The organism is Streptomyces sp. NPDC002057, assembly GCF_040296665.1.
In the GTDB taxonomy this organism is placed as follows: domain Bacteria; phylum Actinomycetota; class Actinomycetes; order Streptomycetales; family Streptomycetaceae; genus Streptomyces.
The window spans coordinates 19,012-31,836 of sequence record NZ_JBEOXR010000006.1; the positions used below are offsets into that span (position 1 = coordinate 19,012).

A 12,825-nucleotide genomic window follows, 5' to 3' on the forward strand; every position below is an offset into this window, starting at 1 on the left:
GTGGTGGCCGCAGGCCTGGCGGCCGTCGACGTGGCGGGATCCGGGGGTCCCGGCTTCCGCCGCCCTCTGTGCTGTTGACAGCATGTCAGCTAAGGTCGCACTTCCGTCCGCGACCCGGGAGGTACGGTCCATGGCACGCCGACTCAGGCCGGTGGAGCTCGACTTCACCGCGTCCGCACCCGTCCGCCTGGTCTTCACCGCGACCCTGACGGCCCCGCCGGCCGCCGTCTTCCGGTCGCTCGCGGTGGAGGTGGGCAGTTGGCCGCACTGGTTCACCGCCATCACCTCCGCCGTCCCGACGGGGGACGGCGCGGGCCGCACCGTCCGGCTGCGCGGCGGGGTCCGCTTCGAGGAGACCATCCTGGCCGCCGAGCCGGAGGTCCGCTACGCCTACCGGGTGGACCTGACGAACGCGCCGGGGGTCACCGCCATGGTGGAGGAGTGGCACCTCTCCCCCGCCGGGACCGGCACGCGGCTGCGCTGGACGATGGCCGTCGACGGCGCCGCCCCGCTCCGGATCGGGCTCCGCCTCGCCGGGCCGGGCGTGGGGCTGTCCTTCCGGGACGCCGCGCGCAGGCTCGACCGGCGGCTCACTCCGGCCAGACCCCGGTCGCCAGGAACCGTTCGATAGCGGCGCTGTAGGGGGCGATGTCCAGCCCCTGGGCGGCCAGCCAGTCGTCGGAGTAGTACTTGTCGAGGTAGCGCTCGCCCGGGTCGCAGATGAGCGTGACGACGCTGCCGGTCCGCTCGTGGGCGACCATCTCGGCGATGATCTTGAAGGAGCTCCACAGGCCGGTGCCGGTGGAACCGCCCGCCTTGCGGCCGATCGCGGTCTCCAGGGCGCGGACGGCGGCGATGCTCGCCGCGTCGGGCACCTTCATCATGCGGTCGACGGCCCCGGGCACGAAGCTGGGCTCCATGCGGGGGCGGCCGATGCCCTCGATCCGCGAACCGCAGTCGGAGGTGGCGTGCGGGTCGTGGTGCGTCCAGCCGTCGAAGAAACAGGAGTTCTCGGGGTCGGCGACACAGATGCGGGTGTCGTGCTGCATGTAGTGGACGTAGCGGGCGATGGTCGCCGAGGTGCCGCCGGTGCCCGCGGTGGCCACGATCCAGGCCGGCTCCGGGTAGCGCTCCAACTTCAGCTGCTGGTACATCGATTCGGCGATGTTGTTGTTGCCGCGCCAGTCCGTCGCCCGCTCCGCGTAGGTGAACTGGTCCATGTAGTGACCGCCGGTGCGCTCGGCGAGCGCGGCGGCCTCCTCGTACATCGTGCGCGAGTCGTCGACGAAGTGGCACTGCCCGCCGTGGAACTCGATGAGCCGGCACTTCTCCGGGCTGGTCGTGCGGGGCATGACGGCGATGAAGGGGACGCCGATGAGCTTCGCGAAGTACGCCTCGGAGACGGCGGTCGAACCGCTGGAGGCCTCGATGACGGGCTTGCCCGGCCGGATCCAGCCGTTGCAGAGGCCGTACAGGAAGAGGGAGCGGGCGAGGCGGTGCTTGAGGCTGCCGGTGGGGTGGGTGGACTCGTCCTTGAGGTAGAGGTCGATGCCCCACTTCTCGGGGAGCGGGAAGCGGAGCAGGTGCGTGTCGGCCGAGCGGTTGGCGTCGGCCTGGACCTTGCGGACGGCCTCCTTGAGCCAGGACCGGTACGCCGGATCGCTGCGGTCGACGTCGACGGTCACCGCGGCGGTGGTGGCGGCGCCCGCCGTGCTGTTCTCCGCGCTGTTCTCCGTGGTGCTCATCCGCGCCTCTCCTCGGTCACTTCCATGGGGGTGCCCCACCGCCGACGATACCGCTCCCACCTGGGCAAACGTTTCCTTTGAGTCTCCATAGGGATGACTTGCGGGAGGGCCACTGGTGCGGGCCGCGACGGCCCGGCACACTGGGAACGGCAACCGGGCGAGAGGGGCGGATCGGCATGTCGGAACCCGAGTTCAGCGCCAGGGGCGTGGGGATCGCCCGCTGGCTGCGTTCACTGACCCGCGCGGGCGAGGTGCGGATCGAGGACGGCCGGCTCGCCCTGCTCACGAGCTACGGCAGCGAGATCGACAGCGCCCCCGTCGGCGCGGTCCGGGCGGGGCGCCCGTGGTTCGCGAGGGCCGACGAGGCGGTGGCCACCGTGAACGGCACCCGCTACCGGCTGACGCTGCACAGGAACGGCGACGCCAGGGCCGACGACCACGAGGCGTCGGAGGAGCCCGGGCGCTTCCTGGCGGCCCTGAAGCGGGCGGCGGGGCGACGGTGAGCCGTACGGGCCGGGGCCCGGGCTTTCCGGGCGGTCTCCCGTCGTCGGGCGCTCATCGCCGGTGACCCTTCACCGGTGGCCTGCCGCCGGTCGCCCATCGCCGCGAGTTGCGGTGCGGTCACGGGTGGCTCACGCTGGAACCACCTCACCGAGGGTTGACCGGTGGTGACACAGCGCGCAGGTCGCCACCCTGCTGTACCGCACCAGAGATCCGAATCTTCGTCTTCTTCCGGACTACTTCGGGGAGTCGCAGCCGTGATCAGCGAGCCGAGCAGGTACTACGCGGTGGAGCTACAGGCCCTGCCGTCGCGGATCGGACAGGTCCGCAGGATTGTCTCCGCGCACCTCCGACATTGGCACGTCGACGCACTCATCGACCATGCCGTGCTCGGTCTCACCGAGCTTCTGACCAACGTCCACCGGCACGCCCGGCCGGACAAGGGGTGCACCGTCGAGATCGAGCTGCTGCTCGACCGGCTGACGGTCTCCGTCCGGGACCACGACCCCCGCATACCGGAGGCGTGCACCCGGGACCCCCTCGACCTGGCCGAGGGCTTCGACGCCCTCGACGCCTGCGCGGAACTGGCCACCTCCGGCCGGGGCCTGGCCATCGTCGGCGCCGTCAGCGAGAGCTGGGGCGTGCGCTCGTGCGGGGCCGACGGCAAGGTCGTGTGGTTCACGCTCACGGCGCCGCCGTCGCCGAGCGACACGGTCGAGACGTGCCGGCAGGTCGGGTACGGCGTCACGGCCGAGAGCGCCTTCACGGAGTACGGACCGCTCCCCGATGTGCCCGTCGGCACCTCGGTCGCCCCGGTCCTGGCCCCGGTGGCCGCTCCGGCGCCCGCCGTCACACCCGCCGTCGTCACCGCCGCCGCGGTCCGGGCCGTCGTCACGGCGGCCCGCGCGGCCCACCGCCCGGTCCGGCCGGTCCGTCCGGCCCACCCGGTCCCGGCGGGCCGCGCGGGCTGAACGGGCCGCGCGCCGGAGCGCCGTACCTCCTGTCACTCCGTCGCGATCGCCCGGAGGATCTCCAGCCGGGCCGCCCTGCGCGCCGGCCGCCAGGCCGCCGCCGCCCCCGCGACCAGACCGACCAGGGCCACCGTCGCCAGCTGAACGCCCGGTACGGCGAAGGCGGAAGCGGTGTCCCCCGAGCCGCCCGAGGCGCGGACGAGGACCCAGCCGAGGAACCCGCCGAGGACGAGCCCGCCGACCGTGCCGAACGCCGCCACCAGGACCGACTCCCAGCGGACCATCGCCCGCAGCTGGGCCCGGGTCTGCCCCACGGCCCGCAACAGCCCCAGCTCCCGGGTCCGTTCGTGGACGGACAGGGTCAGCGTGTTGGCGATGCCGAGCAGCGCGATCAGGACGGCGAGCGCCAGGAGCGCGTACACGAGGGTCAGCATCATGTCGATGCCGGCCGCCGAGGACTCCGCGTACTCCTGCCGGGTCTGCACCTCCGGCCGGCCGTAGCGGTCCGCGACCTCGGTCACGGCCGCCTCGCCCCGCTCGGCGGTGACCCCGTCGGCGAAGGAGACGGCGACGAGGGTGTCGGCGTCCTGGGTCCGGTGCGGGGCCCAGGCCTCCCGGGTGACGAGGTAGTCACCGGCGAGGTCGGCGCGTTCGTAGACCGCCCGGACGGTGAAGGTGTGCCGGGTGCCGTCGGTGAACGTCAGCTCGACCGCCCGGCCGGGCGCCAGGCCCGAGGAGGCCGCCTCGTCGGCGGCGACGGCGAGCCCGTCCGTACCGAGTCCGGCCAGGGAACCCCGTACCTCCCCCAGGTCCAGGGTGCGGGCCAGGGCGGGCGGGTCGGTGACGGTCAGCGCGCGGCCCCGGCCGTCCACCTCCGCCACCCCGCGCCCCAGGCCGACGGCGGTGTCGACCTCGGGCAGCGCGGCGACGGCCGGGGCGAGGCGCGGGCTGAGACCGCTGCCGCCCGCGCCGAACGAGGCTCCGCCGATGGCCACGTCGCCCGCGAAGGAGCGGTCGACCGTGCGGTCCGCCGTCGCCTTCAGGGAGGCACCGAAGACCGTGAAGAGGGTGACCACGGCGACGCCGATCATCAGGGCGGTGGCGGTCGCCGCCGTACGCCCCGGGCTGCGCAGGGCGTTGCGGCGGGCGAGGCGGCGGTTGGCACCCCGGAGGGGGCGGCCGAGGACCCGTACGGCGATCGACGCGGCGACCGGTCCCAGGACCACGAAGGCGGCGACCGCGAGCACGGCACCGGTCGCCGCGAGCCACAGCGAGGGCGTGCCGAGCACCCCGGCGAGGACCGTGCCGACCGCGACGGCGAGCAGGGCTCCGCCGGTCGCCCCGCGCGCCCGTGACGTCCCCGAGGCGTCCGTCCGCGCCTCCCGGAGGGCGGCCAGCGGAGCCGTACGCCCGGACCGTACGGCGGGCAGGAGCGCCGCACCCGCGCAGACCGCGAGCCCGACGCCGAACGGCAGTGCGAGGGAGGTGCCGGTCACCACCAGGTCGCCCTCGGGGAAGGGGAACCCGACGGCCGGGAAGAGGGCCTGGAGGCCCGCCGCCACCCCGATGCCGGCGAGCAGGCCGGCGAGGGAGGCGAGCAGACCGACGGTCAGCGCCTCGGCCAGGGTGCCGGTGACGATCTGGCGGCGGGCGGCGCCGATCGCGCGGAGCAGGGCGTTCTCGCGGGTCCGTTGCGCGACGAGGACGGCGAAGGTGTTGTGGATGGTGAAGACGGAGACGAGCACCGCGACCCCGCTGAAGACCAGCAGGAAGGTGGTGAAGAGGCCGAGGAAGCGGCCGGAGACCATCTCGGTGTTCTCCTCGGCGGCGCGCTGTCCGGTGATCGCCTCGACCTCGTCGGGGAGGACGGGCGCAAGGGCGGCGACCAGCTCCTCCTGGGAGACCCCGGGTCCGGCGCGTACGGCGATGCTCGTCGCCTCTCCGGGGCGCGCCGTCAGGTACCGCTCGGCGTCGGCGCGGGTGAGACCGGTCCAGGTGACCTGCCCCATGCCGTCCGCGCCGCCGAAGGTGGCGAGACCGACGACGGTGACCCGCACCGGGTCGGGGGTGCGCAGGACCGTCGTGTCGCCGAGGGCGAGGCCCGCGGATTCCGCGGCGCCCCTGTTGACGACGGCCTCGCCCGGGGCGGCCGGGGCGCGGCCCTCGGCGAGCCGGTACGGGTTGAGGGCCGGGTCCTCGATCCAGTTCCCGGCGAGGGTGGGCGGGCCCTTGCCGCCGACGGGGGTGCCGTCGGCCGCGAGAAGCTGGCCCGCCCCCTCGATCCGGGGCGCGGCGGCGGCGACCCCCGGCACGCGCGCGAGGCGGTCGGCGAGGGCCGCGTCGACGGGGCCGCGGTTGCCCTGGGCCTCGCCCGGGGCGGTCACGGTGACGGCGCTGCGGACGACGGCGTCCGTGCCCCGGGTGGCGCCGGTGAACATCGAGTCGAAGCTCGCGCGCAGGGTGTCGCCCATGACGAGGGTGCCGGTGAGGAAGGCGACCCCGAGCACGACGGCGGCGAAGGTGCCGAGGAAACGGCGCCGGTGGGCGCGCAGGGAGGAGCGGGCGAGGCGGAGGGGGGCGGGGAGCCTGGGGCGGTTGCGGGGGCGGGGTTGGGGGTGGGGGTAGGGGTGGCCGGGTTGGGGGCCGGGGCCGGCTTCGCGTTCGGGGGGTCTCATGACGTCGCTCCGCCGGTGGGGGGCTGGGTGGGTGCCTTGCCGGTGGTGGGCCGCTCCGTCGGCGAACCGGCGGTCGTTCGGCCGTCGAAGGCCTTCATGCGGTCCAGGACGCGGTCGGCGGTCGGCGCGGTCATCCGGTCGACGAGCCGGCCGTCCGCGAGGAAGACCACCTCGTCGGCGTGGGCGGCCGCGACCGGGTCGTGGGTGACCATGACGACCGTACGACCGGTCTCGCGGACCGTACGGCCGAGCAGGCACAGGACCTCCTCCCCGGAGCGCGAGTCCAGGTTGCCGGTGGGTTCGTCGGCGAAGACGACGTCGGGGTCTCCGGCGAACGCCCGGGCCACGGCCACGCGCTGTTGCTGTCCGCCCGAGAGCTCGCTCGGGCGGTGGTGGAGGCGGTCGCGGAGGCCGACCGCGTCCACCAGCCGGTCGAACCGGGCCGGGTCGACAGCGCGCCCGGCGAGGTCGAGCGGGAGGGTGATGTTCTCGGCGACGGTGAGGGTCGGCAGCAGGTTGAAGGCCTGGAAGACGAAGCCGATCCGGTCACGGCGCAGCACGGTCAGACGCCGGTCGTCGAGGGTGGACAGGTCGGTGTCGCCGAGGAGGGCGGCGCCGGAGGTGAGGGTGTCGAGCCCGGCGGCGCAGTGCATCAGCGTGGACTTGCCGGAGCCCGAGGGGCCCATGACGGCGGTGAAGCGGCCGACCGGGAAGTCGACGCTCACGCCGTCCAGGGCCCGGACCTCGGTGCCCTCGTGCCCGTAGACCTTGACGGCGTCGACGACGCGGACCGCGGCGGCGGGCGGGGAGTGGGGAGGCGTGTGGGTGGTGGCCGTCGCGGTCATGCCCGGCGCCCCTTGGTGTGCGCCGCGCGGCCGAACTGCTCCTCAAGGACGGTCAGCCGGCGCCAGTACTCGTCCTCGTCGATCTCCCCGGCGGCGAACCGGTGGCCGAGCAGGGCGATCGGCGAACCGTCGTCCGGCCCGCCGTCTCGGTGGAAGCCACCGGCCCGACGGAGGCCTGCGCGGCGGGCGACGGTGACGACCCCGACGATCACGGCCGCCCAGACGAGGGGGAGGAAGAGGATCCACGGGCCGGGGGCCGCGTGGGCGAGTGTGTTCATGAGGGTTCAGCTCCTCGGTGCGCTGGGTGGATCTCGGTGTGGATCTCGGTGTGGATCTCGGTGTGGATCTCGTGCTTCGAGCCTCTCGCCGGGAGGGGGTCCGGGGCGTCGTACGGGCAGCGGCTTCGCGCGTACGACGTGGGGAGTACCTCCACCGATCTTCCGGGCTGTACCTACTGGTATGTACAGTGGCGTCATGAGCATGAACACGTCCGAGCGGCTGATCGAGGCGACCCGCGAACTGCTGTGGGAGCGCGGGTACGTGGGGACCAGCCCCAAGGCCGTCCAGCAGGCCGCCGGGGCGGGGCAGGGCAGCATGTACCACCACTTCGCGGGCAAGCCCGACCTGGCGCTCGCCGCGATCCGGCGCACGGCGGAGGAGATGGGGGCGGCGGCCGAGGCGGTCCTGGGCGGCGAGGGCACGGCGTACGGCCGGATCGAGGCCTACCTGCTGCGCGAGCGCGACGTCCTGCGCGGCTGCCCGGTGGGGCGGCTCACCATGGACCCCGAGATCGTCGCCGAACCCGCGCTGCGCGCCCCGGTCGACGAGGTCATCGGCCGGCTGCGGACCCGGCTCGCCGAGGTCGTCCAGCAGGGCCTGGACCGTGGGGAGTTGAGCGGCTCCCTGGACGCGGACGAGACGGCGGCGACGGTCCTGGCGACCGTGCAGGGCGGGTACGTCCTGGCCCGCGCCACGGGGTCGAGGGCGCCCTTCGACAGCGCGGTGCGGGGGCTGTTGGCCCTGCTCGCCCCTCGTGACGCCGACTGACCGCCCCCTTCGGAGAGAGAAACGGAGCCCTTCCGTGCACGCGATGCAGTACGAGATCACCCTGCCCGCCGACTACGACATGGAGATCATCCGCAGACGCGTGGCGACGAAGGGGCATCTGCTCGACACCTTTCCCGGGCTCGGCCTGAAGGCGTACCTGATACGGGAGCGGGGGGACGGGCTGTCGGAGTCGCCGTCGTCCGTGGCGGGGGCCTTGCCCGTGGCGGGGTCGGCGTCGTCCGTGGCGGCGTCGTCGCCCGTGAACCAGTACGCGCCCTTCTATCTGTGGGCCACCCCCGAGGGAATGAACTCCTTCCTCTGGGGTCCGGGGTTCCAGGGCATCGTCGACGACTTCGGCCGGCCCGTGGTGCAGCACTGGACCGGGCTGTCGTACGAGGAAGGGCCCGCGGCCGCCTCGGTTCCGGGCACCGCGACGCGTCGCAGGACCCCGCTCGCGGAGGCCGTCCCGCCCGGCGGGGCGGTCGCCGACGCGGTGGCCCGGCACGCGCGGGAGGCACGGCGGGACGGGGTGGTGGCCTCCGCCCTCGCCGTGGATCCACGCCACTGGGAGCTGCTGACCCTCACCCTCTGGGCGGGCACGGAAGCGCCCGCCGACGAGGGCGAGCGCTTCCAGGTGCTTCACCTCTCGGCGCCCGGACGAGCGGGGCTGAAGGCGGGGCGGCAGTGGTGATCAGCGCCCTGCCGCCCGCCGCTGCCCCTACGCCACCGCGACGAGGGTGAGGTACGTGATGCCGAGGACGCCCCGGTAGCCGTTCAGCCAGGTCGCGCGCTGCCGGTCGACCCGCTCGCGGGTCTCGGCCGCCAGCGGGTGGTCCGGGTGAGCTGCGAGCCACACCTCGGTCTCGTACCGGTAGCCGGATTCGAACTCCTCCCACTCCTCCGCGCTCGCCGTCTCGATCCACGCGGGCCGGAACCCCGCCTCGATCGCGAGGTCGACCAGGGCACCGAGGGTGAAGTGGTCCCCGACGTGCGCGCCGGGCCACATGGCGGCCAGCTCCGCCTCGGTGGGCGTGCGCTCCCAGAAGCCCTCCCCGAGGACCACCCGCCCGCCCGGTCGCACGAGTCGGCGCAGCTCGCGCAGGGCGGCGGCGGGGTCGTGGGGCTGTTCGGGGTCGCACAGCGCCTGGCTCGACCCGAGACAGAGAATCGCGTCGACGGGGCCCCGGTCCGTGCCGAGCGCCGACTCCTCGACGAACTCGACGCGGTCGGCGATCCCTCGCTCCTCGGCGAGCTCCCGGCCCCGGGCCAGGTCCTCGGCGTTGATGTCGATCCCCACTCCCTTGGCCCCCTGGGCGGCCTCCAGGACCCGCAGGAGCAACTCGCCCCAGCCGCAGCCGATGTCGAGCACGTCCACGGGCCCGGTGGCGGCGAGCCGCTCGATCAGGCGGGTGGCGCGGGCCTCGGAGAGCGGGCCGTGGAAGGTGAGGCCGCCGAGGCGCGGAGGAAGATCGTTTTCCGAAGAGGTCATGAGGCGGAACGGTACGTCCTCCTGCCGCCCCGGCCCAGGGGGTTTTTCCCCGGTGGGTCCCCCGCCCGGTCGAGGAGCGCTCGCAGCGCCCACGGCCTAGCCTGGTACGGGTGTACACCACGCGCGTGTCCCGCCACATCGACGCCCCGCCCGCCGCCGTCTACCGCGCCCTCCTCGACCCGGAGGCCGTCCCGCGCTGGCGGGTGCCGTACGGGATGACCTGCGAGGTGCACGACTTCGACGCGCGCGAAGGGGGGACGTTCCGGGTCTCCCTCACGTACGGGACGGCGGACGGCGTCGGCAAGTCGGGGGCGCGCACGGACACGTACCACGGGCGCTTCGTGGAGCTGCTGCCCGACGAACGTGTCGTCGAGATCCTCGAGTTCGAGACGCCCGACCCGCGCCTGCGGGGTGCCATGACCGTCACCACGACGCTGATCGCCCTGGAGGGCGGCACGGACGTGGTCCTCGTGCACGAAGGCGTTCCCGACGCCGTCCCCGCCGCCGACAACGAGGCGGGCACGCGCACGGCCCTCGACCGGCTCGCCTCGCTCGTGGAGGAGCGGCCCTGACGTCAGACCGCTTCGCGGCCCAGTGCCGCCAGCGGGTCGTCCAGCACCGGCTGCCAGGCCAGTTCGGCCGCGCCGACGAGGCTGTTGTGGTCCAGGGTGCAGGGGAGGATCGGCACCCCGCCGCTGCGGCCCCAGAGGCTCCGGTCCGCCACGACCGCGCGGAGCCGCTCGGGGTCCGCGTCCAGGAGCTCGCGGTGCAGCCCCCCGAGGATGATGCGGTCGGGGTTGAGAATGTTCACCAGACCGGCGAGACCCAGTCCCAGACGGTCGATCAACTCCCCCACCGCGACCCGGACCCCCGGGTCGTCGGGGCTGGTGCGCAACAGGTCACGGGACTGCTGCAGCAGCGAGACCTCCGGACCCGGCGCACGGCCCGCCACCGTCAGGAAGGCGAGCGGGTCGGTCTCGACGTCCAGACAACCCCGGCTGCCGCAGTGACAGGGGCGGCCCTCCGGATTGACCGTGAGATGGCCGACCTCCAGGGCGAGGCCCGCGCTGCCGGTGTGCAGGCGGCCGTCCAGGACCAGCGCGCCGCCGACACCCCGGTGGCCGGTGGCCACGCAGAGCAGGTCCCTGGCGCCGCGGCCCGCGCCGTGGCGGTGCTCCGCCAGGGCCGCGAGGTTCACGTCGTTGCCGGTGAAGGCCGGGCCCTCGATACCGGCGGCCCGTACCCGCTCGGCGAAGATCTGCCGCACCTGCGCTCCGGCCGGCCAGGCGAGGTGCAGCGGGTTGAGCGCGGTGCCTTCGGGCTCCGCGACGGCGGAGGGGGCGGCGAGGCCCGCGCCGACGCAGCGGCGGCCGGTCTCGCGCAGCAGGGCCGCGCCCGCGTCGACCACGGCGCCGAGGACCTGGGCCGGGTCCGCGGAGACGGTGACGCAGCCCGGGGCCGTGGCGACGATGGTGCCGCCGAGACCGACGAGGGCGGCGCGGAAGCCGTCCGCGTGGACCTGGGCGGCCAGGGCGACGGGGCCCTTCTCGTCCACGGCGAGACGGTGGGACGGCCGGCCCTGGGATCCGGCGGCGGCGCCGGGGTTGGAGTCGACGCGGATGAGGCCGAGGGCCTCCAGCTCGGCGGCGACGGCGCCGGCGGTGGCTCGGGTGACGCCGAGTTCGGCGGTGAGGACGGCCCTGGTGGGTGCCCTGCCGGTGTGCACCAGCTCCAGTGCGGGGCCGAGCGCGTTGCGCCCCCTGTCCAGCCGTGTTCGGGTCGTCGTCGCCTTGCCGTTCATGGGGGCGAGTCTCCCATGATCGGGGGGTGGGGCGGTTCCGGGTACGTGTCTGGGGGTTCGGCTGCCTGCGGGGGGCGTGGTGAGGCGGTTCCCGGTCGGGGTGGCCGTGGGGGCCGCTCCGGGGCCGTGTCCGGGACTGCATGATTTACGGCGCGTTCTGGGCCTTGGAACGTGGGCGCCCTTCCTACGCGCCACAAATCACGCTTTACGTCCCGAACACGGCCCCTGCGCGTCCCCCACTCCCGCTCGTCGCCGACTGACCCTTCGGAGGGCTGATCTGTGGAGGGCTGAACCGTCGGCGGACTCACCCGGGGCTGCTGACCCGTGGGGGCTGACCCGGGGGGGGTGAGCCCCGAGGCCGAGCTTGGCGGGCGGGTCCGGGGCCGAGTTCCTTGGGCGGGGGTCCTGTGGGGGGCTCGGGATTCGTTCGCTTGATTGCGGGTGGGGGATCCCCCTATCCTGAGTTTGTGCCGCTACTAAACAAAGTACGGACGGCCACATCAGGGGGCTCCGGCGGAGACACCGCCGCGCACTCCCTGTCCCGCCTCCGCCTCGCCCTGACCCTCTTCTTCGCCCTCGACGGTTTCCTGTTCGCCGGCTGGGTCGTCCGGATTCCCGCCGTCAAGCAGCAGACCGGCGCCTCCGCCGGCGACCTCGGCCTCGCCCTTCTCGGGGTGTCCGCCGGTGCCGTCATCACCATGACGTTGACCGGTCGCCTCTGCCGCCGGTACGGCTCCCACGTCGTCACCGTCACCACCGCCGTACTCCTCTCGCTCTCCGTGGCCCTGCCGGCGCTCACCCGGTCCCCGCTCGCGCTCGGCCTCGTCCTGCTCGTCTTCGGCGCCGCGTACGGCGGGATCAACGTCGCCATGAACAGCGCGGCCGTCGACCTCGTGGCCGCGCTCCGGCGCCCGGTGATGCCGAGCTTCCACGCCGCGTTCAGCCTCGGCGGCATGATCGGCGCGGGGCTCGGCGGGCTGCTCGCCGGAGGACTCTCCCCCACCGCCCATCTGCTCGGGCTCACCGTCGTCGGCCTGGCCCTGACCGCGGTCGCAGGGCCCGTACTGCTCCGTCACCCCTCCCCCGGGCCGCCGCCCGAGTCCCTCACGGCCGGTGCCGGGGACGGGCCGTCGGGCGGATCCCGCCGTGTCGTCGTCGTCTTCGGGGTCATCGCGCTCTGCACGGCGTACGGCGAAGGGGCACTCGCCGACTGGGGCGCGCTCCATCTGGAGCAGGACCTGGGCGCGCACCCCGGGGTGGCCGCCGCCGGGTACTCCGTCTTCGCGTTGACCATGACCGCGGGCCGGCTCTCCGGAACCGCCCTGCTCGAACGCCTCGGCCAGACCCGCACCCTGGTCGCGGGCGGTGCGACGGCCGCCGCGGGCATGCTGCTCGGCGCCCTCGCGCCGACCGTCTGGGCCACCCTGCTGGGCTTCGCGGTCACCGGTCTCGGTCTGGCCAACATCTTCCCCGTCGCCGTGGCCCGCGCGGGCGCCGTCGCCGGTCCCGCCGGGGTCGCGACCGCGTCCACGCTCGGGTACGGGGGAATGCTCCTCGGTCCGCCGTCCATCGGGTTCCTCGCCGACTGGTTCTCCCTGCCGGTGGCCCTCACGACGGTCGCCGCGCTCGCCGCCGGTGCCGCCGTGATGGGGTACTGGGCCCGTAACGCGGGAGCTCCACGGGTGAGTTGAAGTCGGCTTCCTGGTGCGATGTGGGGTGCGGGAGGCCGCGGGCTGCGAGAATCCGGCCAT

Annotated in this window: 13 protein-coding genes; 7 read left to right on the plus strand and 6 right to left on the minus strand. The window is 74.4% G+C overall.

All coding sequences use genetic code 11. The features are described 5' to 3' along the window. Positions 1-130: 130 nt before the first annotated feature. The gene (locus tag ABT129_RS07140; protein ID WP_351897644.1) at positions 131-631 is read left to right on the plus strand and encodes an SRPBCC family protein; all 501 of its coding nucleotides are present in this window, start codon (positions 131-133) and stop codon (positions 629-631) included. Here ABT129_RS07140 and cds1 read toward each other — a convergent pair. Next, positions 591-1,745: an L-cysteine desulfhydrase Cds1 gene (gene cds1, locus ABT129_RS07145; RefSeq protein WP_351897647.1), complete on the minus strand. Its 1,155-nt coding sequence runs from the start codon at positions 1,743-1,745 to the stop codon at positions 591-593. The genes ABT129_RS07140 and cds1 overlap by 41 nt on opposite strands. A 176-nt stretch (positions 1,746-1,921) precedes the next feature. Between cds1 and ABT129_RS07150 the strand changes: the two genes are divergently transcribed. Further along, positions 1,922-2,248, plus strand: a complete 327-nt coding sequence (locus tag ABT129_RS07150; protein WP_351897649.1) for a hypothetical protein — start codon at positions 1,922-1,924, stop codon at positions 2,246-2,248. A gap of 255 nt (positions 2,249-2,503) precedes the next feature. Further along, on the plus strand, positions 2,504-3,217 hold the full coding sequence (locus ABT129_RS07155; RefSeq protein WP_351897651.1) for an ATP-binding protein: 714 nt from the start codon (positions 2,504-2,506) through the stop codon (positions 3,215-3,217). Between the two features lie 32 nt (positions 3,218-3,249). Here the strand turns inward: ABT129_RS07155 and ABT129_RS07160 are convergent, their stop codons facing one another. Genes ABT129_RS07160 through ABT129_RS07170 form a run of 3 tightly spaced genes read right to left on the minus strand, consistent with a single transcriptional unit; the run spans position 3,250 to position 7,015 of the window. Continuing rightward, positions 3,250-5,892 carry an FtsX-like permease family protein gene (locus tag ABT129_RS07160; protein ID WP_351897653.1) on the minus strand — a complete coding sequence of 881 codons (2,643 nt, stop codon included), beginning with the start codon at positions 5,890-5,892 and terminating at the stop codon, positions 3,250-3,252. After that, complete coding sequence (locus ABT129_RS07165; RefSeq protein ID WP_351897655.1) at positions 5,889-6,737, minus strand: ABC transporter ATP-binding protein; 849 nt, start codon at positions 6,735-6,737, stop codon at positions 5,889-5,891. The genes ABT129_RS07160 and ABT129_RS07165 overlap by 4 nt, the downstream gene beginning before the upstream one ends. Then, entirely contained in the window at positions 6,734-7,015 is a 282-nt protein-coding gene (locus tag ABT129_RS07170) for an SHOCT domain-containing protein (protein WP_351897656.1), read from the minus strand. Before ABT129_RS07170 ends, ABT129_RS07165 begins: the two co-directional genes overlap by 4 nt. A gap of 202 nt (positions 7,016-7,217) precedes the next feature. Between ABT129_RS07170 and ABT129_RS07175 the strand changes: the two genes are divergently transcribed. Further along, positions 7,218-7,784 (plus strand): TetR/AcrR family transcriptional regulator, encoded by a 567-nt coding sequence (locus ABT129_RS07175; RefSeq protein ID WP_502981686.1) that lies wholly within the window; start codon positions 7,218-7,220, stop codon positions 7,782-7,784. Positions 7,785-7,818: 34 nt separating this feature from the next. After that, a complete protein-coding gene (locus ABT129_RS07180; protein ID WP_351897661.1) occupies positions 7,819-8,475 on the plus strand; it encodes a DUF4865 family protein in 657 nt (218 codons plus the stop codon). 27 nt (positions 8,476-8,502) lie between these two features. Here ABT129_RS07180 and ABT129_RS07185 read toward each other — a convergent pair whose 3' ends face one another. After that, the gene (locus tag ABT129_RS07185) at positions 8,503-9,273 is read right to left on the minus strand and encodes an SAM-dependent methyltransferase (RefSeq protein WP_351897663.1); all 771 of its coding nucleotides are present in this window, start codon (positions 9,271-9,273) and stop codon (positions 8,503-8,505) included. A gap of 110 nt (positions 9,274-9,383) precedes the next feature. Here ABT129_RS07185 and ABT129_RS07190 point away from each other — a divergent pair, with 110 nt between their 5' ends. Further along, the gene (locus ABT129_RS07190) at positions 9,384-9,845 is read left to right on the plus strand and encodes an SRPBCC family protein (protein ID WP_351897665.1); all 462 of its coding nucleotides are present in this window, start codon (positions 9,384-9,386) and stop codon (positions 9,843-9,845) included. A gap of 2 nt (positions 9,846-9,847) precedes the next feature. On the opposite strand, the gene ABT129_RS07195 is transcribed toward ABT129_RS07190, so the two are convergent. Continuing rightward, the gene (locus tag ABT129_RS07195) at positions 9,848-11,074 is read right to left on the minus strand and encodes an ROK family protein (RefSeq protein ID WP_351897667.1); all 1,227 of its coding nucleotides are present in this window, start codon (positions 11,072-11,074) and stop codon (positions 9,848-9,850) included. A gap of 467 nt (positions 11,075-11,541) precedes the next feature. Here ABT129_RS07195 and ABT129_RS07200 point away from each other — a divergent pair, with 467 nt between their 5' ends. Beyond that, complete coding sequence (locus ABT129_RS07200) at positions 11,542-12,765, plus strand: MFS transporter (protein ID WP_351897670.1); 1,224 nt, start codon at positions 11,542-11,544, stop codon at positions 12,763-12,765. Positions 12,766-12,825: the final 60 nt, after the last annotated feature.

What these genes read in the sequence shown, in the direction of transcription:
- ABT129_RS07140 (WP_351897644.1), top strand. Translation starts at nt 131, where the DNA reads ATGGCACGCCGACTCAGGCCGGTGGAGCTCGACTTCACCGCGTCCGCA.
- ABT129_RS07185 (WP_351897663.1), bottom strand. Translation starts at nt 9,273, where the DNA reads ATGACCTCTTCGGAAAACGATCTTCCTCCGCGCCTCGGCGGCCTCACC.
- ABT129_RS07170 (WP_351897656.1), bottom strand. Translation starts at nt 7,015, where the DNA reads ATGAACACACTCGCCCACGCGGCCCCCGGCCCGTGGATCCTCTTCCTC.
- ABT129_RS07165 (WP_351897655.1), bottom strand. Translation starts at nt 6,737, where the DNA reads ATGACCGCGACGGCCACCACCCACACGCCTCCCCACTCCCCGCCCGCC.
- ABT129_RS07150 (WP_351897649.1), top strand. Translation starts at nt 1,922, where the DNA reads ATGTCGGAACCCGAGTTCAGCGCCAGGGGCGTGGGGATCGCCCGCTGG.
- ABT129_RS07175 (WP_502981686.1), top strand. Translation starts at nt 7,218, where the DNA reads ATGAACACGTCCGAGCGGCTGATCGAGGCGACCCGCGAACTGCTGTGG.
- cds1 (WP_351897647.1), bottom strand. Translation starts at nt 1,745, where the DNA reads ATGAGCACCACGGAGAACAGCGCGGAGAACAGCACGGCGGGCGCCGCC.
- ABT129_RS07160 (WP_351897653.1), bottom strand. Translation starts at nt 5,892, where the DNA reads ATGAGACCCCCCGAACGCGAAGCCGGCCCCGGCCCCCAACCCGGCCAC.
- ABT129_RS07195 (WP_351897667.1), bottom strand. Translation starts at nt 11,074, where the DNA reads ATGAACGGCAAGGCGACGACGACCCGAACACGGCTGGACAGGGGGCGC.